The sequence below is a fragment of the Streptomyces sp. NPDC007901 genome, assembly GCF_042959465.1.
Taxonomy (GTDB): Bacteria; Actinomycetota; Actinomycetes; order Streptomycetales; family Streptomycetaceae; genus Streptomyces.
In genome coordinates, this window is the sequence record NZ_JBIBKW010000002.1 from 86,438 (window position 1) to 110,361 (window position 23,924).

Below are 23,924 nucleotides of genomic sequence, written 5' to 3' on the forward strand. Positions count from 1 at the left end.
AAGTGCCCGCGTCATGGGTTCCGACTCCGGTGGTTCACATGAGGACGACTGCCCGATACAGGAAAGTCACGCCGGACCCATTGACGCGCAAGCGCTTCGATTTTACGGTCCCGTTCGAAGTTACGAGCGTAATCCGAAATGTCGAACGAGTGTAAGGGCAGGCAATGGGACGACCTGGCCTCAGTCGCAGGCAACTACTGGGCACGGCAGGAGGGTTGGCGGTGGCAGGAAGCTTCGGCTTCGCGGCCCTCGGCACCGGCGCCGACGCGCTCGCCTCCACCGCGCGCACCCGGGTGCGCTACTGGAACCTCTTCAGCGGCGGCGACGGCTCCAACATGATCGCGATGCTGGACGCCTTCCGTAAGGCGCACCCCGACATCGCGGTGAAGGACTCCACCCTCCAGTGGGGCAACCCCTTCTACACCAAGCTCGCCATGGCCGCCGCCGGCAACCGCGCCCCGGACCTCGGCGTCATGCACATCGGCCGGGTCGACGGCTTCGCGCCGGGCCGCCTCCTGGACGCCTGGGACGTCGACCTGCTCGCCAAGTACGGCCTGCGCGAACAGGACTACAACCCCAGGCTGTGGCAGCGCGGCGTCATCGACGGCAAGCTCTACGCCCTCCCGCTCGACATCCACGTCCAGCTCTGCTTCTACCGCAAGGACGTGCTGAAGAAGGCCGGACTGCTCGGCAGCGACGACCGGATCGTGCCCGTCACCTCGGTGGACGACTGGTTCGGCGTCCTCAAGGAGGCCAAGAAGGCCACCAAGAAGGGCCTGCAGACCATCGGCCTGTGGATCAACGACCAGAACTTCCAGTGGTGGTTCTTCGTCGCCTTCTACACCCAGCTCGGCGGCACCTGGTTCAACGACGAGCGCACCGAGGTCACCTTCGACACCGACAAGGCCACCCAGGTCCTGGAGTTCCTGCGCCGGCACGTCAGCGAAGGCTACGCCGACCCGGCCATGGGCTCCGTCAACGCCGAACAGTTCATCAACGGCGCCCCCTTCGCCTGGGAGGGCAACTGGTCGGTGCCGGTCTACTCCGGCGCCAAGCTCGACTACGGAGCCATCCCCCTCCCGCCCGTCTTCGGCACCCAGGCCACCCACGCCGAGTCGCACTCCTTCGTACTGCCCCACCAGTCCGACCGCGGCGGCGCCACCGACGAGGCCGCCCACCAGCTCGCCGCCTACGTCGTCACCCACGCCCAGCAGTGGGCGGCCGGCGGCCACATCCCCGCCTACAAACCCACCCTGTCCACCCCCGCGTACCAGAAGCTCTACCCGCAGAACGAGTACGTGTCGGCGATGGACCACCAGGCCAACGAGCCCAAGGTGTGGTTCGCGGGCTCCACCGGCATCCTCGCCCAGCGCGTCGGCCCGATCGTCGTCTCCTCGACCGTGGGCTCGGCGAAACCCGACGCCGCGGCCGGCCGGATGAAGAAGGAACTCGCCACGCTGCTCGCGATGAAGAACCCCATGGACGGCAAGACCGCCGCGCAGGGAGGTACGGCCGCATGACGACCGCCGAGACCGTTTTCGCACCGGCCCGCACCAGAGCCGCCGCCGTCAGCGCCACCCTCCGCCGCAAGCAGGGCTTCCAGCACGGCGGCTGGTTCGTGGCGCCCTTCCTCCTCCTCTTCACGCTCTTCGTGATCTGGCCGCTGCTGCGTGGTGTCTACCTCAGCCTCACCGACGCCAACATCACCGGCGCCGACGCCGACTTCGTCGGCCTCGACAACTACCGCGAGGCACTCAAGGACCCGCTGATGTGGGACGCGCTGGGCCACAGCGCGTACTTCACCCTCCTGGTGGTCCCCTGCATCACGGTCCTCGCCTTCCTCCTCGCGATGCTCGCCCACCACATCGAGCGCGGGAAGTGGCTCTGGCGCCTCTGTTTCTTCGCACCCTTCCTGCTCCCCTCCACGGTCGCCGGCAACCTCTGGCAGTGGCTGTTCAACCCCGGCACCGGAATGATCAACCACGTCTTCGGCGGCAACACCCCCTGGCTGACCGACAAGTCGTACGCGATGCTCGCCATCGTCATCGAGACCCTGTGGTGGACCGTCGGCTTCAGCTTCCTGCTCTACCTGGCAGCCCTCCAGTCCATCCCCGCCCACCTCTACGAGGCCGCGAAGCTGGACGGCGCCAACGCCTGGCACCGCGCCGTCCACATCACCCTCCCCATGCTCCGCAACATCACGGGCCTGGTGATAGCGCTCCAGATCCTCGCGTCCCTGCAGATCTTCGACCAGGCCGTGGTCATGATGGACTTCGGCCCCGGCCCCGAGAGCTCCACCCGCACCTTCGTCCAGTACACCCTCGAAGAGGGCTTCACCAGCTACCGCGTGGGCTACGCCTCCGCGATCTCCGTCATCTTCTTCGTGATCATCGCCGCCGTGGCCCTCGCGCGCATGTGGCTGCTGCGCAACCGCACCGAGGAGGCCACCCGATGACGACCGCCGTACCCGTGAAGCCCCGCAGAACCTGGACCCCCAGCCAGATAATCCTCACCCTCCTCGGCACGGCCGTCTCCGCGGTCTTCCTCGCCCCCCTCTTCTGGGGCCTGTTCACCTCCCTCAAGTCGGAGACCGAGGCCGTCGAGGTACCGCCGCACTGGCTCCCGAAGCACTGGACCGGCCAGGCCTGGAAGGCGCTCTTCGACACCGGCAACATCACCGACTGGTTCGTGAACTCCCTGGTCGTCTCCGTCTGCGTGACCTCCGTCGTCGTCCTGGTCAGCGCCCTCGCCGGATACGGCTTCGCCCGCACCGAGTTCCGCGGCAAGGGCGCCCTGATGGGCCTGGTCATGTCCGGCCTGATGGTCTCCCCGGCGGTCCTCGGCGTCCCGCTCTTCACCACCGTCCAGCAGATGGGCATGGTCGACACCTACTGGGGCATGATCCTTCCCCAGTGCGCCCCCGCCGCCATGGTCTACATCCTCTACAAGTTCTTCCAGGGCATCCCGCGCGAACTGGAAGAGGCCGCCTTCATCGACGGCGCGGGCCGCTGGCGGGTCTTCTTCACCATCGTCCTCCCGCTCTCCCGCCCCTCCCTCGCGGCGGTCGGCATCTTCACCTTCATCGCCTCCTGGAACAACTTCCTCTGGCCCTACATGGTGACCAACAACCCCGACCTGATGACCATGCCGAACGGCATCGCGACCGTCATGAACTCCTACGGCATCCAGTGGGCCCAGCTCATGGCCGGCGGCCTCATGGCGGGCCTCCCGCTAATCATCGTGTTCGTCTTCTTCCAGCGCCAGATCGTGGCGGGCGTAGCCCACACGGGCCTGGCCGGCCAGTGAGGAGCCGAGCGTTGAAGCGCTTCCCCCGACTCACGGCCCTCCTCGCGGCCGCGACCATCGCCCTCCTCCCCACCACCGCCTCCGCGGACCCCACCTACCCCGACCCCCTCCCCCTCACCGGCCAGCAGATCATCCACGACCCCACGGTCCACCGACTCGCGTCCGGCTGGTACGTCGCCTACTCCACCGGCGGCATCATCGGCGCCCGCCTCTCCACGAACCTCCACGACTGGACCGACGCGGGCAACGCCTTCACCACACCCCCGACCTGGTGGTACGACTACAACTCCACCGCCGACCCCTGGGCCCCCGACCTCTCCTACCGCGACGGCCGCTACTGGCTCTACTACGCAGTCTCCTCCTGGGGCACCAACCACTCCGCGATCGGCGTGGCGACCTCCCGGTCGGGCCTCCCGGGCACGTGGACGGACCAGGGCAAGGCCTTCTCCTCCGAGACGTCCGACTCCTGGAACGCCATCGACCCGGCGATCGTCCGCGCCGACGGCAAGCTGTGGATGGCCTTCGGCTCCTACTGGACCGGCATCCGCCTGGTCGAACTCGACCGGAGGACCGGCAAGGCGATCCAGGGAGCCCCCGTCGCCCACCTGGCCACCCGCCCCGACGCCCCCTACGCCGTCGAAGGCGCCTCGATCCTCCACCACGGCCGCTACTACTACCTCTTCGCGTCCTACGACGCCTGTTGCGCCGGCGTGAACTCCACCTACAAGATCAGAGTGGGCCGCTCGACAAAGGTGACGGGCCCGTACACCGACAGCACGGGCACACCGATGCTGAACGGCGGCGGAGACCTGCTCCTGGCAGGCCACGGCCGCTACATCGGCACGGGCGGAGAGTCCACCTTCCGCACCCACGGCAAGACCTGGCTGGCCTACCACTACTACGACGCCGAGGACAACGGCACCCCGAAGCTGGGGCTGAACCCCCTGAGCTGGACAAAAGACGGCTGGCCCAGCTTGCGTTAGGGGCGCGGGACTGTGTCCATTTGCGGCTCCGCCGCGTGGGCGCGACCAGCCACGGACCACCCGCACCCGCCCACGAAACAGAACCCCCCTCCCCGAAAGGCGAAAATTGCGCACCGCCCGCTTCACCCTCGACCCCGCCTTCACCATCGGCGAAGTCAACCCCCGCCTCTTCGGCTCCTTCGTCGAGCACCTGGGCCGCTGCGTCTACACCGGCATCTTCGAGCCCACCCACCCCACAGCCGATGCCGAAGGCCTCCGCCAGGACGTCCTCGACCTCGTCCGCGAACTCGGCGTCACCACCCTCCGCTACCCCGGTGGCAACTTCGTCTCCGGCTACCGCTGGGAGGACTCCGTCGGCCCCGTCGAGGACCGCCCCCGCCGCCTCGACCTCGCCTGGCGGTCGACGGAGACCAACCGCTTCGGACTCGGCGAGTACATCTCCTTCCTGAAGAAGGTCGGCCCGCAGGCCGAGCCCATGATGGCGATCAACCTCGGCACGCGGGGCGTGGCGGAGGCCCTGGAACTCCAGGAGTACGCCAACCACCCCTCCGGCACCGCCCTCTCCGACCTCCGGGCCGCGCACGGCGACAAGGACCCCTTCGGCATCAAGGTCTGGTGCCTGGGCAACGAGATGGACGGCCCCTGGCAGACCGGCCACAAGACGGCGGAGGAGTACGGCCGTATCGCCGCCGAGACGGCCCGCGCCATGCGCCAGATGGACCCGTCCGTGGAACTGGTCGCCTGCGGTTCCTCCAGCCAGTCCATGCCGACCTTCGCCGAGTGGGAGGCGACGGTCCTCGCGGAGACGTACGACCTGGTCGACTACATCTCCCTGCACGCCTACTACGAGCCCCAGGACGGCGATCTCGACTCCTTCCTGGCCTCCGCCGTCGACATGGAGTCCTTCATCGAGAACGTGGTCGCCACCTGTGACCACGTGGGCGCCAGGCTGAAGTCCCAGAAGAAGATCAACCTCTCCTTCGACGAGTGGAACGTCTGGTACACCTCGAAGTGGCACGAGATCGAGAACTCCGACGCGCGGGACTGGCCCGAGGCCCCCCGCCTCCTGGAGGACAACTACAGCGTCCTGGACGCGGTGGTCTTCGGCTCCCTCCTCATCGCCCTGCTCCGCCACGCGGACCGCGTCACGGTCGCCTGCCTGGCCCAGCTGGTCAACGTCATCGCCCCGATCATGACGGAGCCCGGCGGCCCGGCCTGGCGCCAGACGACCTTCTTCCCCTTCGCCCAGGCCTCCCGGTACGGCAGGGGCCAGGTCCTGGACGTCCGCGTGGACTCACCGACCCACGAGACGAAGAAGTACGGCGAGACGCACCTCCTGCACGCCACAGCGGTCAGGGCCGACGACGGCACGGTCACCGTCTTCGCCGTCAACCGCAGCCGGACGCAAGCCCTGCCCCTCGACATCGCCCTGAGCGGCTTCGACCTCACCCAGGTCACCGAGCACAGCGTCCTCGCCGACCAGGACCCCGACGCCCGCAACACCCTGGAGACCCCGGACCGCGTGACCCCCCACCCGGCCGAGGGCACAACCCTGACCGACGGCACGCTCAAGGCCGTACTGGAGCCGTTGTCCTGGAACATGATCCGACTGGCGTAAGGGCCAGCGCCCCTTCTTCCAGGGGCGCGAGCCCCCCCCACAACCCGCACTCAACGGCCGGGGGAGTCCACCCCCACCACCGGCACTCCTCCGGCCGCACTCCCCAGCAACTCAAGCCGTACCGACCCAGGACCGATCTCCGTCGTCCCGTCGCCCAGCACCGCCAGCGCCAACGTATTCGAACCCCGAGTCCGCAGGATCCCGTTCGGCAGGACGAACGTGTGCTGCGGTCCCACGTCGTTGATGTACTGCCCGAGATTCCAGCCGTTCAGGAAGATCTGCACCCGGTACGCCCGCCCCGGGTCGTCCTCCAGGACCAGCCCCACCGACGCGTCGACCCCGTCCGGTACGGCCAGCCGGAACCCGGTCCGGTACCAGGTGACACCCATTCCCTTGTCCGCGCGCGGAAGTTCGGCCGCCTCCCACCCACCGTCCGCGAACCCGGGCAGATGCCAGCCCTCCCGTTCGCCGTACAGCCCGCCGTTGTTCTGGGGTCCGCGCACGGGATCCGGGGCGACAGGGCCCTGAAGCCGCCAACTCACCTTGGGGGAAGTGCCTTTGAAGGTCACGGCGGTCAATCCGCGTGCCGCCTTCTGGGTGTCCACGGACTTGCCGTCCATGTCGTGCTGCATCCGCCGCACCAGCACGGACAGCACATGCGACCGCTTCTCCTTCTCCTTCTCCCGCTCCTCCTTCGACTTCGGCCCGGCGACGGGGAACGCGGCCGTGGCGGTCCAACTCCCCTGCCGGACCGACTTCGCGTCCGGCACCGGCATCCGGTGCGACCCCAGCGGCTTGCCGTCCAGCCAGGCCATCAGCATGCCCTGGGTGCCCGTGCTGTAGGCGAGGGAGACCGACTCCAGGTCCGACAGATCGCCGTCCACCCGGCCCCGGTACCAGACGTCCCCGTAGTGGAAGCCGTAGTCGTCGGCGAACAGCACCGGCTGCCCGTCCGGCACGGGCGTCGTGCTGAACGACGTCTTGCGGTCCGCGACCGTCCACTGGGAGTCGTCGAAGGAGACCGCCGACTCGGGGTTCTCGGCGCTCCGGCGCCAGCCGCCCAGCACCGGCAGCGCCGGCTTCGGCGCCCCCGCCATGTCCGACAGGGCGACCAGGCTCCCGGAGACGCTCACCCGCGTCCGTACCGGCTGCCCGTTCCAGGTGACCGAGGTGATCCCGCGCGGCCCCCAGACCTCCAGGCCGGTCGGGGCGACCGTGTCCCCGGTGAGCCGGACGGTCGACCCGTCGAGCCTCGCGTGGCGCAGCAGCGCCGGGCCGTAGACGAGGAGCGTGCCGGACGGGGTGTCGTACGGGAACAGCCGCAGGGACGTCGCGTCGTCGGCGAAGAGCAGCAGCAGCGGGGTGTCGGACTCGCCGCGCTCGACGAGGACGCGGGTGAGGCCGCCCTGCCCGAGCGGAGCGGTCACGTGCAGGACGCCCTGCTCGTAGACCCAGGCCGCCTCGGCGTCGAGGCGGGTGACGTACGGCTCGGCCGGGCACTCCAGGACGAGGTGGGCCATCTCGCCGTACCGGCCGGTGAACAGGGCGACGTCCTGGCGGCCGGCGGTGAGGACGAACATCGGCTGGGCGGTGGCGTACCGCAGCTTCCGCTTGCCGAGCGAGAGCCCGGTGGTGATGAGCCGGGCGTCGTGGGCCGGGACGGTGACCTCGATGTCGTCGTGTCCGTCGGCGACCACCGCCCGCACGGTGGAGGCCACCTCGCTCGCGCCGTCGTTGCGCAGCACGTAGACGTGCGCCTGGGTGTCGGGGTTGGTGAGGTGGTACGCCTTGAGCCCGTCGACGTGGACGTCCGCCGCGCGGTCCAGTTTCGCGAAGTCCGGGACCCGCTGGAGGAGGTGGCCGAGCTGGTGCATCGGCGCGATCTTCGGGGTGACGTTGCGGGCCTCGTCGATGGCCGCGCCGTAGTCGTACGACGTGTAGACGACCGGTGCCGGGAGCCAGCCCCAGGTGGTGCCGCCGTACGTCATGTAGACGTTGTGGAGGGTGAGGCCGTTGGCGAGGTTGGTGAGGTAGAAGCGGCGTTCGTAGGCCGCGTCGCGGGTGCGCCGGGACTCGGCGTACCCCTTGCCGCCGAACTCGACCCCGCCCCAGGGATCGAACCAGCCGCCCCCGAACTCGGGCACGAACCCGGGGGTGCGGGGGCTGGCGGTCGCGCCGCCCTTGAGGCCGCCGATCCCGAAGTCGCCCCAGTCCGGCGGGGTCTGGGAGGGCGAGGGGTAGCCGTCGAAGCCGTACAGCCACTTCCCGGACTCGCCGCCGGTGTCGAAGGAGCCGGGGATCCAGTAGCCGTTGCGGCCCTTGTCGTTGTGGAAGAGGGGGACGTCGATGCCGTCGGCCCGCACCTTCTTGTACAGGTGGGACATGTAGGCGGGGCCGCTCGGGTCGGCGACGTGGCCGTCGTACTCGTTCTCGATCTGGTAGAGCAGGACGGAGCCGCCGCCGTCGGTGAGCTGGTGGCGGCGCACGATGCGGTTGACGGCCGTCAGCCACTGGTCGACGTGGCCGAGGTAGGTCGGGTCGGTGGTGCGGGCGGTGCCCTCGGTGGCGGTGAGCCAGCCGGGGAAGCCGCCGGCGTCGACCTCGGCGTTGATGTACGGGCCGGGGCGCAGGATGACGTACAGCCCGGTCTCGGCGGCCGTGCGCAGGAACAGGTCGAGGTCGCGGACGCCGGTGAAGTCGTAGCGGCCGGGCGCGGGGGAGTGGTAGTTCCACGCCACGTAGATGCTGACCGTGTTGTAGCCGTGCGCCCGCATCTTCTCCAGGACGTCCCGCCACAGGGACGGGCTCGGGAGGCGGAAGGGGTGCAGCTCGCCGGACCAGACGACCAGCCGTCTGCCGTCGACGACGAGGGAGTAGTGGTCGTAGCCGATGGTGTGCCGCTCGCCGTCCGCGCCCGGCGGGGCGGGGGCCGGGCCGGTGGGCACGCTGCGCGCGGCGTACGCCGAGGGCGCCCCGGGGCCGCCGCTGCCGCCCAGGGCGAAACCGAGCGCGGCCGAGCCGGCGAGGGCACTGAAGGTACGTCTGCTGAGCGCCAAGGGATCCTCCCGGGCGATCTTACGGGGCGCGGGTCCGGTCATTCTGCACGGGCGGACGCCCCACAATGGACCCATGAGGATCTCGGCACGGGCGGATTACGCGGTACGGGCGGTACTGGAGCTCGCCGTACGGCAGGACGGCGGCCCGGTGAAGGCGGAGGAGATCGCCGCCACCCAGGACATCCCGCACAAGTTCCTGGAGGGCATTCTGGGTGACCTCCGGCGCGCCGGGATCGTCGACAGCCGGCGTGGCGGGGGCGGCGGCTACCGGCTGGCCAGGGAGGCCTCCGCGATCACCGTGGCGGACCTGATCCGCGCGGTGGACGGCCCGATCGTGTCCGTACGCGGCGAACGCCCGACGGGCCTGGCCTACACCGGCACCGCCCAGCCCCTGCTGCCCCTGTGGATCGCCCTGCGCGCCAACGTCCGCAAGATCCTCGAAGGCGTCACGGTCGCGGACATCGCGGCGGACGCGCTCCCGGAGCCGGTCCGGGCCCTGGCGGCGGAACCGGCGGCCTGGGAGAACCCGTAGAAGCCCCGGGCGGCGGCTTGCGAGGACGGGCTGTGAAATCCGGTGATGTGAATGGCCGGAGTTCGCCCTGACCGGTGCGCGTGGGGGTTCCTACGATTCGAGCGCCCCGGCCTTCACAGAAAACTCACAGGTTCTTCAAAGATGAACCAGATGAACCGTGTGGGTCGTGCGTGACGGCCGTGGGTGTCACCCCCCACTCGATCACCGAACTGGAGAAACCATGAGACGTGGACTCCTGCTCGGCGGGGCGCTCACCGCGCTGCTCGCCGCCGGGCTGCCCGCTCAGGCCCGTGCCTCCTCGTCGCCCGTGTTCGACGACCCGCCGCCGGACAAGATCGTGATCAACATAGCCACGGTCAACGGCTCCGGGTGCCCGGCGGGCACCACCGCCGTGGCCGTCTCGGAGGACAACACCGCCTTCACCGTCACCTACAGCGCCTACCTCGCGCAGGCGGGCGGCAACTCCGACCCCACTGCCTTCCGGCGCAACTGCCAGCTCAACCTGGTCGTGCATGTGCCGCAGGGCTTCACGTACGCGATCGCCAGCGCCGACTACCGCGGCTTCGCGTCCCTGCAGTCGGGCGCCACCGGCACCCAGCGTGCCTCGTACTACTTCCAGGGTTCGTCCAACACGGCCGCCGCCAGCCACCCCTTCAGCGGCCCCTACGACGACAACTGGCAGGCCACCGACACCACCGACTGGGCCCAGCTGGTCTGGGCGCCCTGCGGGGTCCAGCGCAACTTCAACATCAACACCGAGCTGCGCGTGAACGCCGGGAGCGCCAACCCCGGCAAGGTCAGCTTCATGACCATGGACTCCACCGACGGTGACATCAGCACCGTCTATCACATGGCCTGGAAGGAGTGTCCGGGCAAGTAGACGGCGATGGACGGCGGCCGCGGCTAGCCCAGGAACAACGGGATGTCCGCCGCGAGTCCGCCCAGTGCGGCCTTCTCCGCGTCCGTCGGCGCTCGCCGGCCGGTGCCGGTCAGCAGCGCGTCCGGGTCGGACAGCGACGCGGGGAAGGCCGCACCCGCGATCTCCTCCAGCATCGCCCGGGCCGCGGCGAGGGTCTGTGCCGGTGGCCGGGGCGCGGACGGCAGGTGGGCGACCAGGTCCAGGTGGTGCAGGGTCCACTCCAGGACGTACGCCGAGAGGTAGTCGGCCACCGTGAGCACCTGGTCGCGGGTGCCCACCCGGGCGGCCGGATCGGCCAGCCGGGCCGCCCGCCCCGCCGCCGAACCCACGTCGTCCAGGTGGAACTTCAGCAGCCCCGGGTCCTCGTAGGCCGCGGCGAGCCGGACCGTCAGCGCGTCGAGCGGGTCCTCGCCCGTCGGCCGCTCCCGGCTGACCTCCCAGTACGTCACCGCGGTCCGCGTCGGCTCCGCCTCGGCCGGTGTGGCCAGGGTGATCAGGACGTCCTGGGCGTCGATGACCAGGTGGCAGACCAGGTCCCGGACCAGCCACCCCGTACAGCCGGAGGGACGGCCGAAGTCCTCGTCCGGCAGCCCGGCCACCGCGGTCCGCAACGCCGTCCACGCCTGCGAGAAGAGATCCACGCCCGGCAAGCTAGCAGCGAGGCCGCTCATGCCTTGCCTGCCGCTGTGGTCCGGAACGTGTTCCGGTACGTCTGTGGGGAGACGCCGATGGCCGCGTGCAGGTGCTGGCGCAGGGAGGTGCCGGTGGCGAAGCCGACCTCGGTGGCGATGCGGTCGACGGGCAGGTCGCTGGTCTCCAGGAGGTGGCGGGCCCGGTGCACCCGCTGCTGGATCAGCCAGCGGCCCGGGCTGACGCCGGTCTCCTCCTGGAAGCGGCGCGCGAAGGTGCGCCGGCTCATCCGGGCGTGCTCGGCCAACTCCTGCAGCGCGAGGGGTCGTTCGAGGTTCTCCAGGGCCCAGGCCCGGGTGGCCGCCGTACCGGTGGCGCCCTCGTCCGGCACCGGCTGTTCGATGTACTGCGCCTGTCCGCCGTCCCGCCACGGCGGTACGACGCACTGCCGGGCCACGCTGTTGGCGACCGCGCTGCCGTGGTCGGCGCGCACGACGTGCAGGCACACGTCGACCCCGGACGCCGCCCCCGCCGAGGTCAGCACATCGCCGTCGTCGATGAACAGCACGTCGGGGTCAAGGGCGACCTGCGGGAACATCCGCCGGAACCGGGGCGCCAGCGCCCAGTGGGTCGTCGCGGGCCGCCCGTCCAGCAGCCCGGCCGCCGCCAGCGCGAACGCCCCCGTGCAGATGGAGACGATGCGGGCCCCGGGCCGGATCCGTGCCAGTGCGGCGGCGACGGGCTCGGGCAGCTCCTGCGCGATCCGCGCCATGTCGTACGGCGGTACGACCACCGTGTCCGCGCTCTCCAGCGCCTCCGGCCCGTGCCCGACCGTGATCGAGAAGTCGGCGTTGGTCGCCACCGTACGGTCCTCGGTCGCCGCGCACGTCACCACGTCGTAGGCGCCGGGCACGCAGGGGAAGACCCGGTTCGGGATGCCCAGCTCGAAGGGGTAGACCCCGTCGAGGGCGAGGACGACGACCCGGTGGGGGCGGGCGGGCAGGAAGTCGATGTCGGCGGACATGGCACGATTCTATCGCTCACGGCCTATCCTGCCATCGAACGGTGCCCCTACGCGGCCGGGGCTCTCCTCGGTAAACCGGTCGCCGAGGTCGACGCCCTCCGCATCCCGAGCCGGGGTGGAGGTCGGTGGACGTGCTGGAGCTCACCGCACTGCCCGGCATCGACAACCTCTGGGACACCGACGTGATCACCGTCGGCTCGGGCGGCAACACCCTCGGCTGAGCCGACCCGTGCCAAGCGGCAGCGAACCGGCCTCCGGCATCAGCCGGAGGCCGGCGCGTCATGTCCCGGCCGGGGCGGGGGCTCGGGGAAGGCGTAGCTGGAAGCAGGCACCGAGGGTGCGGGGGACGAGGGTGAGGGTGCCTCGGTGGCGGTGGGCCAGGTCGCGGGCGATGGCGAGGCCCAGGCCGGTGCCGCCTTGGTCGCGGGAGCGGGCGTCGTCGAGTCGGACGAAGCGTTCGAAGATGCGCTCGGCGTCCTCGGCGGGCACGCCCGGTCCGTCGTCGTGCACCGTGAGGACGATCCAGGCGTCCTGGTTGCGGACGGTGATCTGGATGCGGTGGGCGGCGTGGCGGGCGGCGTTGTCGACGAGGTTGCGCAGCAGCCGTTCGTACGCGTCGGGGTTCCCGTGTGCGTGTGCGGGGGCGGTGCTGTCGCAGGTGAGGGTCAACGGTCTGTCGGCGAGGGGGTATTGCTCGGTCAGCCGGGTGGCGAGGGCGGTCAGGTCGACGAGTTCGGCGTCGGCTGCGGGGGTGCGGGTGTCGAGGCGGGCCAGGAGCAGCAGGTCTTCGGCGAGGGCCTGGAGGCGGCGGGTCTGGCGTGCGGCGGTGGTGGCCGCGGCGGGCCAGTCGGTGCGGTCCGGGTAGGCGAGCGCGACCTCCAGGCTGGCCAGCAGGGTGGTGAGGGGGCTGCGCAGTTCGTGGGCGGCGTCCGCGACGAAGCGGCGTTGCCGGGCGGCCGCGTCGTCGAGGCGTTGGAGGGTGGTGTTGATGGTGGTGGCCAGGGCGGTGATCTCGTGGCCCGTGGCGGGGACGGTGACGCGTTCGCGGGGGTCGTGCGCGGTGACCGAGGCGGTGAGGACGCGGATGGCCTCGACCGGCCGCAGCGCGACGCGGACGGCGAAGTAGGTGGCGGCGGCGATCAGTACGAGGCTGACGAGCCCGGCCCGCAGCAGCAGCTGGTCGGTGGTCCTGGCGATGGCCTCGGCGGTGTTCGGGAGCACCACCACATAGACCCGCAGCTCGGCGTCGGCGGTGACGCCCAGAGCGGCGGCTTGGGCGCTGCTCAGCTCATCGGCCCAGATGTCGGCCGTGACGACCTGATGGGTCCCGCCGGCCACGGAGAGTTTGTCACTGGGGTCGTAGTCGGGGTTCGCGGGCAGGCGGACGGTGGTGATGATCTCGACCCGCTGGGCTTTCGGCGGGGCGGGCATCACGTGGTGGGTGCCGGGATCGAAGTCGTCCATGCCTCCGCCGTAGGCGACAGCGGTGCGCCGGCCGGTGGCGACGACCTCGTACGGCACGGTGCTGGTGGAGTCGGGGACGACACCCTGGCGCAACTGATCGCAGAGAGACCAGAGCTGTGCCTTGGCCTGGTCCTCGGCGATCTGCGTGCTCTGGCGGTAGAGATCGTGGTGCAGCCACCAGCCGATGCCGAGCAGAATGACGGCGGCGGTCGAGGCGGCGGCCAGCGCCGTGCGGGCTCGTACCGAACGCGGCCACCAGCGGCGTCGCGGCTCAGTCGCGGTCACGGTCGTCCACCAGCCGGTAGCCGGAACCCCGTACGGTCTGCAGGGACTTCCGGTCGAACGCGGCGTCCACCTTCTTGCGGAGGGCGCTGACGCGCGCCTCCACCAGGTTGGGATCCCATGCCTCGTCGGGCCAGGCGTGGTACAGCAGATCCGCTTTGGAGACCGCCTGGCCCGCCCGGCGGGCCAGCAGTTCGAGGACGGCGAACTCCCGGGGCGTGAGGTCCACCCGGGTCCCGGCCCGGCGGCAGACCCGGCCGGCGACGTCCAGCGAGAGGTCGCCCACGGCAAGGACCGGCGGGGCGACCGTGGCGGCTCGTCTGACCAGGGCCCGCAGCCGTGCGACGAGCACCGGGTAGGAGAAGGGTTTGGCCAGGTAGTCGTCGGCCCCCGTGTCCAGGGCCTCTGCCTGGTCCCAGTCCCCGTCCTTGGCGGTGAGTACCAGGATGGGGGTCGCGTTGCCCTCCCGGCGCAACTGGGCGCAGACCTTGTAGCCGTTGAGTCCGGGCAGCATCAAGTCCAGTACGACCAGGGCGTATTCACCGGTCCGGGCCATCCACAGTCCCTGCCTGCCGTCATGGGCGAGGTCCACGCTGTAGCCCTCGGCGGTCAGACCGGTGTGCAGGGTCCGGGCCAGGTCCACCTCGTCTTCGACCACCAGGATGCGCATGCGGTGCAGCCTCGCACAGCGCCGGCCCGCCTTCCTGATCGGCCGGTCAGGTCGGGTCAGCGTCCGGTCAACGAGGTCCCGGCACGGTGGCGGGGTTTCTTCGCCGCTGTCGAAAGGCCCTGTCGCCGATGTCTGTTGCCGAACGTGGTCCCGCCGTGGCCAGGACGGTTTCCCCTCCCGTATCCGCCCGCCGACCATCACCGAGTCCGGCCCGAGCCGTTGTCGTCATCGCGCCCTTGTCGCTGACCATCGCTCTGGGGCTCTGGGGTATCCGCAGGCAGAACACCCTGTGGGGGGACGAGTCCGTCACCTATCAGCTCGCGCACCGCGATCTTGCGCAGATATGGCACACCGCCCGGCATGTCGATCTGGTCCATGCCCTCTACTACGCCGTGATGCACGAGATCTTCGGTCTCTTCGGCGGAGGGCTGCTCACGCTGCGGCTGCCGTCCGTGCTGGCGATGTCCGTGGCGGCGAGCGGAGTCGGGCTGCTGGGGCTGCGCCTGGCGGGACCCCGGGCCGGGCTGCTGGCCGGGCTGGTGTTCCCGCTCCTCCTCCAGGTACAGAAGTACACGCAGGAAGGCCGCTCGTACGCCATGGTCTGCGCCCTGGTCACCTGGGCCACGTACGCGCTCGTGGCCGGCGTCCCGCATCGCACCCGGTGGCGGTGGGCGGTCTACGGCTCCATCATGCTGCTGGCCTGTCTGCTCCATGAGTTCGCGGTCCTCGCCCTGGTCGCGCACGGCGTCACCCTGCTCGTCTCCCGTGTTCCACGACCGGTGCTGAGGGCGTGGAGTGCGGCTGCCGCGGGCGTTGTGGCCGGGCTGTTGCCGCTGGCGATCCGCAGTGCGGGGCAGTCGGAGCAGGTGCCCTGGATCAGCGGACCGGTGCGGCTTCGCTATTTCCTGGTCGTGGCGGTCGTGGCGTGGTGTGTGCCCGAGCGCCCCTGGGGACGAGGGGGCCCGTGCGGCTTTCCGCGCTGGCTGTGCCGATTCTCGTGCTGCCGGGCCTTCTGCTGCTGATCGCCTCACTGGCCAAGCCCCTTTTCGTCGACCGGTATGTGCTCTACGGCAATATCGGAATCGCCTTGCTGCTGGGGGCCTGGCTGGATCACTTCCACCGGCTGTGGCGGTCTTCCGGCACCGCGTGGATCGCGGCGGTCGCCGTACTGGCCGCGCTCGTCCCGCCGAGCCTTGCGCTGCGGACGCCCCAGAGCCGGAGCAACGACGTCACCGCCATCGGCGCCGCCGTACGCAGGGAAGGCCGTCCCGGCGACGGGTTGCTCTATCTCCCCGGCCGGTACCGGGCCTGGACCGCGGCCGACCCCGAGGACACCCGTGCTCTGACGGATCTCGCCCTGGCACAGGACCCCGTTTCGTCGGACACGCTTGCGGGCGTCGAGCTTCCCGCCCACGAAATCGCGGCACGCATGCTGGAGTTCGACCGGATCGTCGTGGTCCGCGACCCGGCGGGTGCGCACGCGCCCACCGACCCGCAGGAGGAAGCGAAGACAAGCACCCTGCGGCGCCACTTCCGCGCGTCCGGGACGACCCATGTCAACGGGGCGCGCGTCACCGTCTATGTGCGTCAGAGAGGCTTGCCCAGCCGGATCCGGGTGTCGCAGCCGAGGTCCTGATGGTGCGTGGTGGAGCCCTGCCGGTAGGTGAAGCGGCAGTCGGTGAGGTCCCCGTGCACGGCTCCGGTCACCTTGACCCGGGCCTCGTAGTACTGGTCCGACTGGTCGTGCGCCGCGACCCGGATCGGACCGTCCTTCACGTCGTCCGTGGCGGCGACGGGTGACGGCCCGATGAGGTAGCCGCCCCCTCCGGCACTGAACACCCGGTAACCCGTGATGCGCAGCCCGGCCGGCACATGGACGATCTTCGCGTCGACGACGGTGAGCGGCTTCCCCGACCTGTTCGACAACGGCGGCATCGCCACCCAGTACTCGTCGCCGACCTGGGCGTGGTCGTACCCGGCGACGCCGGACGCTTGCGAACTGCCGTCCAGGGCCGTGTCCCCGCCGCCGGAGCACGAGGCGAGGAGGCCGGTCGTGAGGAGGGCGAGCAACGCCCGTCTTCCATGTCTCATGCGGCGATCATCGCACCGCCGATGTGGGCGATGATGGGCAGGTGGCAAGGCGGGACGCAGTGGTGAATCCGGTCCGGTACGCGCGGGTGTCCGGCGGTGCCGTCGCGCTCCTCGTCGGCTTGTCCGGGTGCGCGGGGAAGGCGGAACCCTGCGCCGGTGTCGGTGTGGTGACCCAGGTCAGGGTGCTCTTCGCGCAGGACGGCTACGACGGTCTCGCCGGCGCCTCCGTCCGGCTCTGCGCGCACGACCGGTGCGTCGAGGACCGGATACCGGCCGAGGACGTCACGAGCGTCCATCTGCCGCTGCCGGACGACATCGGCCCCGACCTCGGCACGGTACGCTTCCGGGTCACCCGCAAGGGCAGCACCAAGCCCTTTATCGACGCGTCCACCGACAAGAGGCTCAGCCGCCAGCCCGACGGCTGTGGCGGCGGCGCCTACAGCGGGGCGCTCGCCTTCACCAAGGAGGGCGGCCTGACCGGCACGGTTCCGAAGAGCGTGTCGGATGCCTGGTTCAAGCAGGTCAGGGCAGCCGCTTCCCGGCGTGCGTGAGGAAGTTGGCCCAGGTGGTGGGGGAGAGGGTCAGCTGGGGGCCGTTCCGGTCCTTGGAGTCGCGGATGTGGATGGTGGCGGGACAGGCGGCGACTTCGACGCAGTCGCCGGAACCGCCGCTGCTGTAGCTGGACTTGTGCCAGGAGAGGGCGACTTCGACGCAGTCGCCGTCGCCGCCGCTGCTGTAGCTGCTCTTGAACCAGACCAGTTCCGTGGTGCTCATAAGTCCCCTCGCATCCGCTGCAACAGGCTCCAGGAGTCTTCCAGCGTATGAGCCTGTGACCGCATCCTGGCATAGCGCTGCTGGAGAATGCTGACCTCTTTGGGGTCGGAGATCAGCAGGCCGCCTCGCTGTCCCTCGCAGTACGAGAACCACTTGTTCTCCGGGGTCTCCAGGAGTTGTAACGGACCGTCGAGTCCTGCGTGCGATGCCTGCACCTGCGGCATGACCTGCACCTCGACATTCCGCAGTTCGGCGAGTTGCAGCACGTGGTCGATGAGTTCCCGGGTGACCTCCGTGCCGCCGGTCCGGCGCAGGAAGACCCCCTCCTCCAGGATGAAGCTGAACGCCGTGTTGGGGCGCTCGCGCAGCAGTCGTTGCCGGTCCGCGCGAGCCAGCCACTGCGCCTCGATCTGGCCGTCGTCCAGGGGCGGCAGTTGCTGGGTGAACAGCGTCCGTGCGTATGCCTCCGTCTGCAACAGCCCCGGAAGCAGACGGCATTCGTAGGTGTAGAGGGTGACCGCCGTCGCCTCCATCCGCGCCCACCGCCGAAACCAAGCCGCCAGTCCCGGCTGCCGCGCCACATACCCCGCAGCCCGCCGTAAGGCCCCCGTGTTGCCCAGGGCCTCCTCCGCCGCCTCCACGAAGGACTCGTCCGGCATCCGCCTCCCCAACTCCACCGATGCCACCGTGTGTTTGGAGAACCGCACCTGCTCTCCGAACTCCTCGCGGCTCAGCCCCGCATGCTCCCGCAGTGCCTGGACCACCGCCCCGAAAGTCCGCAGACTGTCCGACGACTCCGGCTCGACTCCATCGCTCACGTAGGCCACCTCCCGCCCCCATGGTGACGGCCCGTGACCAGTACGGTCCAGTCGGTGACCGCGTACGCGCCACCGGCGTACGCGGCTCCCACCTGGAGAAGTGCCCGTTCCGGAGGCCAGATTGGGGGCATGGACGCACCCCCCGCCACCGTCACCGTCAGTCGAACACTCGCCCAGCGGCTCAGTGCCACCCCACGGGGTGCCCGGCTCGCCCGGCACCTTGCCGTCGCCCAACTGCACGCGTGGGGAGGGGTGTTCGCGGCACCCGACGTCGTCGACAAGGTGTCCGTCATCGTCGCGGAGCTGGCCGCGAACGCGGTGACGCACGGGCGGGTGCCGGGGCGGGACTTCGAGTTGCGGGTGTCGGTGGTGACGGGGAGCGTGCGGGTGGAGGTCACCGACACCCGGGCGGAACGGCGGCCGCCCGCACCCGGGGTCGTAGCACCGCGTGGGGTGCTGGACGACGGCGGGCGCGGGCTGGTGCTGGTGGACGCGCTGGCCGACCGCTGGGAGGTGGTGGAGCGGGACTGCGGTGGCGCACCGGGCAAGACCGTACGGGCCGAGGTGGACCTGCCGCTGCGGCGGAGACCGTGAGCCGGGCCCCGGGGGACGCACCTTCCCCGGGGCCCGTGACGTCAGCTGGAGACGCCGAGGGTGAGGGTGCCGGTGTAGCCGGCGGAGGTGGAGCCGGTGACGGTCATGAGGCCCGAGGAGGCGCCTCCGTCGTCGTAGATCCCGTCCTGGGAGAGCGTGGTGCGGGTGACCGTGTTGGTCGAGTAGGGCGAGACCGCCGCGACCGCGGTCGTGATGGACTCGTTGATGAAGAGCTGGCCGGTGTGCAGGGTCGACCCGCCGGTGAAGGAGCCGTCGGAGGTCAGGGTGACGCCGGTGTGGACCTTCACGTGGATGTGGACGCAGCGGCCCCGGTACCAGCCCGGGTAGATCGTCGTGATGTTGGCGACGCCGCTGGAGTTGGTGAGCACGCCACCGCGCAGGAAGGTGCCGTCGTCGGACTCGTTGTGGCCGTTGTTGCCGACGTACCCGGAATACTCGCCGAGGGCGTCGCAGTGCCAGACCTCCACCAGCGCGTTGGGGATCACCGTGCAGGCGGAGTTGACGACGGTGAGGGCGAGCTTGAGGGAGATGCCCGGCTTCCCCTCGGTGACGTCGGTGCGGACCAGTGCGCCGTCGAGGTAGTAGGGGCCTTCGGTCATCTCCTCCGTGAGCGTGCAGACCGCGGCGGCGGCCGGCTGGAGGTCGGGGGCGGCGACTGCCGCGGGGGCCTCGGTCGAGACCGCTGCGCCTACGGCCAGGGCAGCGGCGGTCGTCCCGGTGGCGACGAGTACGGTACGGCGTCCGACGGAGCGGGCGCCCTCTGAGGTGTCTGTCATGGACACGGCACCGTAGGAACGGTTTCTGTTCGCGAGCTGTCAGTTGGGCAAAGTGAGCTTCAGTCAAGTCTTCTGTTGAGACAGGTGAGTTGACACGTGACCCCTGTGAGAACCGTTGACGGCGAAACGATTCGATTCTACGGTCCGTCCGAATTGGCGATCGCTGTTCGACACCTCGGACAATTTACGAAGGAGGCTTCGCGTGAGCCGCACTCGCACCGCACTCCTCGCCCTCCCCGCCGCGATCCTGCTCGCCCTGGTCCCGACGAGCGCGTCGGCGTACCCCAACCCGGGCACGGTCACCGGTGACGTCGTCGTCCACGACCCGACGATGATCCGTACCTCCGCCGGCCGCTACCTGCTGTATTCCACCGGCGGCGGCCTCGCGTACAAGACGTCCACGAACCGCGTGGCCTTCACGGCGGGCTCCGACGCGTTCACCACGAAGCCGAGCTGGTGGTCGGCGTACGCGACGGAGGCGTGGGCGCCGGACATCTCGTACCACGGTGGCAAGTACCTGATGTACTACGCCGTCTCCACCTTCGGCTCCAACACCTCGGCCATCGGATTGGCCGGTTCCACAACGGGCCTGCCGGGCTCCTGGTCGGACTACGGCACCGTCTACACCTCGACGTCCGCCAGCGACTACAACGCCATCGACCCCAACCTGTTCGTGGACGACGACGGCAAGTGGTGGCTGTCGTTCGGGAGTTGGTGGACCGGTATCAAGATGATCCGCGTCGACCCGTCGACCGGGAAGCAGTACTCGGGTGACACCACCCGCTACTCCCTCGCCGCCCGCCCCACGGGCAGCAAGGCGGTCGAGGCGCCGTACGTCGTCAAACGCAACGGCTACTACTACCTCTTCGCCTCCTACGACCTGTGCTGCCAGGGCACCAGCAGCACCTACAAGGTCAAGGTGGGGCGCGCGACCTCGGTCACCGGCCCGTACTACGACAAGAGCGGCGTCGCCATGACCGGCAACGGCGGCACGGCCGTCCTGGAGTCGCACGGCACGGTCATCGGCCCCGGCGGCGAGTCGATCATGAACGACACGGACGGCGACCTGATCGTCTACCACTACTACGACGGCAACGACAGCGGCACACCCAAGCTCGGCATCAACCTGCTGGACTGGAGCACGGGCTGGCCGGTGGCCTACTGAGGGCATCCGGCGAAGCCGGGACCCGGGACGACGTCCCGGCTTCGCCGGGAAGGCATCCGGGGGACGGCTTCCCGTCGGCCCCTGTTCGCCGGGCGGCACAGGGGCCGTTGGTAGCGTCGGCGGACACCGTGCCGTCCGACCGAGAGAGACCTGATGTCGCCGACGATCCGCAGGGCCGTGATCCCCGCCGCCGGACTGGGCTCCCGCCTGCTGCCGCTGACCAAGGCCACGCCGAAGGAGATGCTCCCGGTCGGCGACAAACCGGTGATCGAGCACACCGTGCGCGAGCTGGTGGACTCCGGGATCACCGACATCACCATCGTCGTCTCGGGCGGCAAGAGCCTGATCCAGGACCACTTCCGGCCCAACCCCGGGCTCGTGGACCAGCTGCGCGCCGACGGCAAGACCGCCTACGCGGACGCCGTCGAGGAGGTCGCCGAGCTGGCCCGCAAGGGCCACATCACCTACCTCGACCAGTACGGCCCGTACGGCAACGGCACCCCCGTGCTGAACGCCGCCCGCTCCTTCGGCGACGAGCCGGTCCTGGTGCTCTGGCCGGACGACGTGTTCGTCGCCGAGGTCCCCCGCGCCCAGCAGCTGATCCGCGCCTACGAGCAGACCGGCTGCCCGGTCCTGGCCCTGCTGCCCATGGACCCCGCAGACTCCCAGCGCTACGGCGTGCCCATCGTCAAGGAGGACCTCGGCGACGGCCAGCTGCGCATCACCGGCCTGGTCGAGAAGCCCGCCCCGGCCGACGCGCCCTCCCCGTACGCGGCCATCGGCGGCTATGTCGTCACCCCCGGCATCATCGACGAGCTGCGCGAACAGACCCGCCGCTGGTACGAGCGCCGCACCGGCGAGGTGTACCTGACCGACGCCATCAACGCCTACGCCACCAGCCGGGCCGTGTACGGGCAGGTCATCCAGGGCCGCTGGTACGACACCGGCAACCCGGCCGACTACCTCGTCGCCCAGATGGCCTTCGCCCTCGCCCACCCCGAGTACGGGCCCGTGCTGCGCGGCCTGGTGCGCCGGCTCGACGGGGAGCAGGAGGGCACGCCGGATACGGTATGATCGTTTCAGAGCTGGTCGCCGTAACTTCCGGTGGCTGGTGCTGCGTTGGTGGTCCAAGGAAAGACGCCCCGCTTCCTGCGGGGAAATGCAGGTGCAAGGCCTGCCCGGCGCTCGATCCGGTGCCTGTCCGCGTTCTCAGCGGACGGGCACCGTGCTGTTTGGCCCGCACCCGGGCCCGGGCCCGCACCCGCGTTATCGATCTTCGCCTCGAACAGAAACCCTTTAGGGGTAATTAATCCATTTCGGCCGTTTATGTCCGAGATGTGGTGAGCGTCCCTGAAAGGGCGCGGGGCTGCAGTGAATGTGCGGCTACCGCCGCGTGGGCGCGACCAGCCACGGACAACCCGCACCCGGCCGCGCACGGAACCCCTACGGCGCTCGGCGTCAGCCGGCCTGTCCCATCCCCGCCGCATTGGGCCAGCTCTGCGCGTTCGGCCACCCGGTGGCCGCCGCAGGCGACAACCCGGGCGCCTGGGCGGGGGCGGGGGCGGTGGCGCCTCGTACCTGCGCGGCGGTCAGCCCGCCCCGCGCCGGTACCCCGGGCGGAGTCGGCCCGGCCTGCGGAGCCATCGGCATCTGCATGGGCGGCGCCGGAGCGGGCGCCGGCGCCATCATCGGCTGCGGCACCTGCTGCATCATCGGCGCGGCCGCCGCCGGCATCGGCATCCCGACCGGCTGACCGCCGACGGGGAGCGGCATGCCGACACCGGCGGCCGGAGCCGCGGCGAGCCCCGGCCCCATGGCGGGGGCCATGGCCGGCGCCATGGGGGGAGCCGCGGCCAGACCCGGGCCGGGCATCGCGCCCACGGCCTGCGCGAGCTGCATCCCGGCCCCGTTGGTCTCGCTCACCAGCCGGTCCACCGCCGCCGTACCCGAGCTGTAGCTGGTCCCATTGCCCAGCTCGGGCACGGCGGCTCCCCTCCTGGTCCCGTAGAGCACCTGTTCCATGGCGGACACCAGGCGACGTACGTCCACTTCGGGGCGCACCACGAGACGCAGGAAGCGGCTGGACGAACCGATCTTGTTGCCGCACTCGCGGACCAGGATCCGGTGCTCGGTGAGCATCCGGTCCCGGACCACGGTGCCCTCGGCGCCGACGGGAAGGCGCACGAAGAGGAAGTTGCCCTGCGAGGGGTACACGGTCAGCCCGGGCAGCGAGGAGAGCTGGCTGGCCATCTCCAGCCGGTCCCTGCGGATCTGCAGCAGGCTCTGGGCGTACTCGGCGCCGTGCTCCTTGAGCATGAAGACGACGTACTCGGCGAACGCGTTGAGGTTCCACTTCGGGAGCATCGAGCGGACCTTGCCGGCCAGCGAGGGGTTGGCCACCATGTAGCCGAAGCGGATGCCGTGCAGGCCGAAGTTCTTGCCGAGGCTGCGCAGGACTATGACGTTCGGGCGGAGCATCGCCTCCTGGACGACGCTGGGCTCGGCCTCGGCGTCGGCGAACTCCAGGAACGACTCGTCGATGACGATCAGGTCCAGGTCGGCCATGGCGTCCATGAACTGCACGAGGGTCTGCTTGTGGATGAAGCCGCCGTCGGGGTTGTTGGGGTTGCAGATGACCGCGACCTTGGTGCCCCGCTTGCGGATGAAGTCGGCGTACTGCGCGAGGTCCAGCGCGAAGCCGTTGGACTCCTGGAGCGGGAACATGTCGACGCGCTTGCCGGTCTCCATCGGCTGGTCGGTCCAGCGGCCGAAGGTGGGGACGGGGATGGCGAGGGACTCGCGGACCAGCAGGTGGTCGATCCATGTGATCAGCTCGGTGGAGCCGTTGCCCATGGCCACGGCCTGCGGCGGGAGCTGGAGGAGGTTGCAGAGCTCGGCGGTGATGGTGTCGGCGCTGGAGGGGTAGAAGGTGATGATGTCCTTCAGCCGGGCGGCCATCGTTTCCATCATGGCCGGGGTGGGGAAGTAGGGGTTGCAGGGGATGCAGAAGTCAACCGGCCCGGTCCCGTCGCCTCCTTCGCGTGCCAGCGCCGCCATCGACGGGCTGTGCGCACCGCTGCGGAACAACGAGGTGACGTTGCCGGCCATTGAACCTCCGTATGAGGCGGGCCCGTTGGGGACGTCCGGGCCCGTCGTCCTGGGTGGCCCGCGCGGGGGAGCACGGGCCACCCCTTAGTACGG

The 23,924-nt window shown here is 70.2% G+C and carries 21 protein-coding genes and 1 pseudogene; 12 read left to right on the top strand and 10 right to left on the bottom strand.

Annotated features, from left to right (window positions below):
- The first annotated feature begins 164 nt into the window (after positions 1-164).
- The 5 genes from ACFZDK_RS06070 (at position 165) to ACFZDK_RS06090 (ending at position 5,907) form a co-directional block, all read left to right on the top strand.
- Entirely contained in the window at positions 165-1,520 is a 1,356-nt protein-coding gene (locus ACFZDK_RS06070; protein WP_390970230.1) for an extracellular solute-binding protein, read from the top strand.
- Positions 1,517-2,455 carry an ABC transporter permease subunit gene (locus ACFZDK_RS06075; protein ID WP_390970232.1) on the top strand — a complete coding sequence of 313 codons (939 nt, stop codon included), beginning with the start codon at positions 1,517-1,519 and terminating at the stop codon, positions 2,453-2,455. Before ACFZDK_RS06070 ends, ACFZDK_RS06075 begins: the two co-directional genes overlap by 4 nt.
- A complete protein-coding gene (locus ACFZDK_RS06080; protein WP_390970234.1) occupies positions 2,452-3,306 on the top strand; it encodes an ABC transporter permease subunit in 855 nt (284 codons plus the stop codon). The genes ACFZDK_RS06075 and ACFZDK_RS06080 overlap by 4 nt, the downstream gene beginning before the upstream one ends.
- Before the next feature lie 11 nt (positions 3,307-3,317).
- Positions 3,318-4,289, top strand: a complete 972-nt coding sequence (locus ACFZDK_RS06085) for a family 43 glycosylhydrolase (protein WP_390970236.1) — start codon at positions 3,318-3,320, stop codon at positions 4,287-4,289.
- A gap of 106 nt (positions 4,290-4,395) precedes the next feature.
- Complete coding sequence (locus ACFZDK_RS06090; RefSeq protein WP_390970237.1) at positions 4,396-5,907, top strand: alpha-L-arabinofuranosidase C-terminal domain-containing protein; 1,512 nt, start codon at positions 4,396-4,398, stop codon at positions 5,905-5,907.
- 50 nt (positions 5,908-5,957) lie between these two features.
- Here the strand turns inward: ACFZDK_RS06090 and ACFZDK_RS06095 are convergent, their stop codons facing one another.
- Positions 5,958-8,963 carry a beta-galactosidase gene (locus ACFZDK_RS06095; RefSeq protein ID WP_390970239.1) on the bottom strand — a complete coding sequence of 1,002 codons (3,006 nt, stop codon included), beginning with the start codon at positions 8,961-8,963 and terminating at the stop codon, positions 5,958-5,960.
- A 73-nt stretch (positions 8,964-9,036) separates the two neighbouring features.
- Here ACFZDK_RS06095 and ACFZDK_RS06100 point away from each other — a divergent pair, with 73 nt between their 5' ends.
- Both ACFZDK_RS06100 and ACFZDK_RS06105 read left to right on the top strand, forming a co-directional pair.
- Positions 9,037-9,495, top strand: a complete 459-nt coding sequence (locus tag ACFZDK_RS06100) for an Rrf2 family transcriptional regulator (protein WP_355710832.1) — start codon at positions 9,037-9,039, stop codon at positions 9,493-9,495.
- Positions 9,496-9,715: 220 nt separating this feature from the next.
- Positions 9,716-10,375, top strand: a complete 660-nt coding sequence (locus ACFZDK_RS06105) for a DUF4360 domain-containing protein (RefSeq protein ID WP_390970241.1) — start codon at positions 9,716-9,718, stop codon at positions 10,373-10,375.
- A 23-nt stretch (positions 10,376-10,398) separates the two neighbouring features.
- Here ACFZDK_RS06105 and ACFZDK_RS06110 read toward each other — a convergent pair whose 3' ends face one another.
- The 4 genes from ACFZDK_RS06110 to ACFZDK_RS06125 form a co-directional block, all read right to left on the bottom strand.
- Positions 10,399-11,055, bottom strand: coding sequence for a maleylpyruvate isomerase N-terminal domain-containing protein (locus tag ACFZDK_RS06110; protein ID WP_390970243.1), 657 nt, complete (start codon positions 11,053-11,055; stop codon positions 10,399-10,401).
- A 26-nt stretch (positions 11,056-11,081) separates the two neighbouring features.
- Positions 11,082-12,068 carry a helix-turn-helix domain-containing protein gene (locus ACFZDK_RS06115; RefSeq protein ID WP_390970245.1) on the bottom strand — a complete coding sequence of 329 codons (987 nt, stop codon included), beginning with the start codon at positions 12,066-12,068 and terminating at the stop codon, positions 11,082-11,084.
- Between the two features lie 279 nt (positions 12,069-12,347).
- Complete coding sequence (locus ACFZDK_RS06120) at positions 12,348-13,817, bottom strand: ATP-binding protein (RefSeq protein ID WP_390970247.1); 1,470 nt, start codon at positions 13,815-13,817, stop codon at positions 12,348-12,350.
- A complete protein-coding gene (locus ACFZDK_RS06125; protein WP_390970249.1) occupies positions 13,804-14,484 on the bottom strand; it encodes a response regulator in 681 nt (226 codons plus the stop codon). Before ACFZDK_RS06125 ends, ACFZDK_RS06120 begins: the two co-directional genes overlap by 14 nt.
- Before the next feature lie 128 nt (positions 14,485-14,612).
- Here ACFZDK_RS06125 and ACFZDK_RS06130 point away from each other — a divergent pair.
- Positions 14,613-16,120: pseudogene (locus ACFZDK_RS06130) on the top strand (hypothetical protein).
- On the opposite strand, the gene ACFZDK_RS06135 reads toward ACFZDK_RS06130, so the two are convergent.
- Positions 16,072-16,575, bottom strand: coding sequence for a hypothetical protein (locus tag ACFZDK_RS06135; RefSeq protein ID WP_390970251.1), 504 nt, complete (start codon positions 16,573-16,575; stop codon positions 16,072-16,074). The pseudogene ACFZDK_RS06130 and the gene ACFZDK_RS06135 overlap by 49 nt on opposite strands.
- A gap of 59 nt (positions 16,576-16,634) precedes the next feature.
- On the opposite strand from ACFZDK_RS06135, the gene ACFZDK_RS06140 reads away from it, so the two are divergent.
- Complete coding sequence (locus ACFZDK_RS06140; protein WP_390970253.1) at positions 16,635-17,126, top strand: hypothetical protein; 492 nt, start codon at positions 16,635-16,637, stop codon at positions 17,124-17,126.
- On the opposite strand, the gene ACFZDK_RS06145 is transcribed toward ACFZDK_RS06140, so the two are convergent.
- Together ACFZDK_RS06145 and ACFZDK_RS06150 are read right to left on the bottom strand one after the other, a co-directional pair.
- Entirely contained in the window at positions 17,098-17,349 is a 252-nt protein-coding gene (locus tag ACFZDK_RS06145; protein ID WP_390970254.1) for a DUF397 domain-containing protein, read from the bottom strand. The genes ACFZDK_RS06140 and ACFZDK_RS06145 overlap by 29 nt on opposite strands.
- Positions 17,346-18,167: a Scr1 family TA system antitoxin-like transcriptional regulator gene (locus ACFZDK_RS06150; RefSeq protein WP_390970256.1), complete on the bottom strand. Its 822-nt coding sequence runs from the start codon at positions 18,165-18,167 to the stop codon at positions 17,346-17,348. The genes ACFZDK_RS06145 and ACFZDK_RS06150 overlap by 4 nt, the downstream gene beginning before the upstream one ends.
- Before the next feature lie 129 nt (positions 18,168-18,296).
- Here ACFZDK_RS06150 and ACFZDK_RS06155 point away from each other — a divergent pair, with 129 nt between their 5' ends.
- Positions 18,297-18,761, top strand: coding sequence for an ATP-binding protein (locus ACFZDK_RS06155; RefSeq protein ID WP_390970258.1), 465 nt, complete (start codon positions 18,297-18,299; stop codon positions 18,759-18,761).
- 41 nt (positions 18,762-18,802) lie between these two features.
- On the opposite strand, the gene ACFZDK_RS06160 is transcribed toward ACFZDK_RS06155, so the two are convergent.
- Positions 18,803-19,558, bottom strand: a complete 756-nt coding sequence (locus ACFZDK_RS06160; protein WP_390970260.1) for an intradiol ring-cleavage dioxygenase — start codon at positions 19,556-19,558, stop codon at positions 18,803-18,805.
- Between the two features lie 202 nt (positions 19,559-19,760).
- On the opposite strand from ACFZDK_RS06160, the gene ACFZDK_RS06165 reads away from it, so the two are divergent.
- Both ACFZDK_RS06165 and ACFZDK_RS06170 read left to right on the top strand, forming a co-directional pair.
- Positions 19,761-20,723, top strand: coding sequence for a family 43 glycosylhydrolase (locus ACFZDK_RS06165; protein ID WP_390970262.1), 963 nt, complete (start codon positions 19,761-19,763; stop codon positions 20,721-20,723).
- A 153-nt stretch (positions 20,724-20,876) separates the two neighbouring features.
- Positions 20,877-21,797, top strand: coding sequence for a sugar phosphate nucleotidyltransferase (locus ACFZDK_RS06170; protein WP_390970264.1), 921 nt, complete (start codon positions 20,877-20,879; stop codon positions 21,795-21,797).
- A gap of 384 nt (positions 21,798-22,181) precedes the next feature.
- On the opposite strand, the gene ACFZDK_RS06175 is transcribed toward ACFZDK_RS06170, so the two are convergent.
- The gene (locus ACFZDK_RS06175) at positions 22,182-23,831 is read right to left on the bottom strand and encodes an aminotransferase class I/II-fold pyridoxal phosphate-dependent enzyme (protein ID WP_390970266.1); all 1,650 of its coding nucleotides are present in this window, start codon (positions 23,829-23,831) and stop codon (positions 22,182-22,184) included.
- Positions 23,832-23,924 lie beyond the last annotated feature (93 nt).

Bases quoted from the DNA above. Each gene is read 5' to 3' on its own strand.
- ACFZDK_RS06070 (WP_390970230.1), top strand. From the start codon at position 165: ATGGGACGACCTGGCCTCAGTCGCAGGCAACTACTGGGCACGGCAGGA.
- ACFZDK_RS06135 (WP_390970251.1), bottom strand. From the start codon at position 16,575: ATGAGACATGGAAGACGGGCGTTGCTCGCCCTCCTCACGACCGGCCTC.
- ACFZDK_RS06175 (WP_390970266.1), bottom strand. From the start codon at position 23,831: ATGGCCGGCAACGTCACCTCGTTGTTCCGCAGCGGTGCGCACAGCCCG.
- ACFZDK_RS06155 (WP_390970258.1), top strand. From the start codon at position 18,297: ATGGACGCACCCCCCGCCACCGTCACCGTCAGTCGAACACTCGCCCAG.
- ACFZDK_RS06075 (WP_390970232.1), top strand. From the start codon at position 1,517: ATGACGACCGCCGAGACCGTTTTCGCACCGGCCCGCACCAGAGCCGCC.
- ACFZDK_RS06115 (WP_390970245.1), bottom strand. From the start codon at position 12,068: ATGTCCGCCGACATCGACTTCCTGCCCGCCCGCCCCCACCGGGTCGTC.
- ACFZDK_RS06105 (WP_390970241.1), top strand. From the start codon at position 9,716: ATGAGACGTGGACTCCTGCTCGGCGGGGCGCTCACCGCGCTGCTCGCC.
- ACFZDK_RS06100 (WP_355710832.1), top strand. From the start codon at position 9,037: ATGAGGATCTCGGCACGGGCGGATTACGCGGTACGGGCGGTACTGGAG.
- ACFZDK_RS06080 (WP_390970234.1), top strand. From the start codon at position 2,452: ATGACGACCGCCGTACCCGTGAAGCCCCGCAGAACCTGGACCCCCAGC.
- ACFZDK_RS06145 (WP_390970254.1), bottom strand. From the start codon at position 17,349: ATGAGCACCACGGAACTGGTCTGGTTCAAGAGCAGCTACAGCAGCGGC.
- ACFZDK_RS06125 (WP_390970249.1), bottom strand. From the start codon at position 14,484: ATGCGCATCCTGGTGGTCGAAGACGAGGTGGACCTGGCCCGGACCCTG.
- ACFZDK_RS06170 (WP_390970264.1), top strand. From the start codon at position 20,877: ATGTCGCCGACGATCCGCAGGGCCGTGATCCCCGCCGCCGGACTGGGC.
- ACFZDK_RS06160 (WP_390970260.1), bottom strand. From the start codon at position 19,558: ATGACAGACACCTCAGAGGGCGCCCGCTCCGTCGGACGCCGTACCGTA.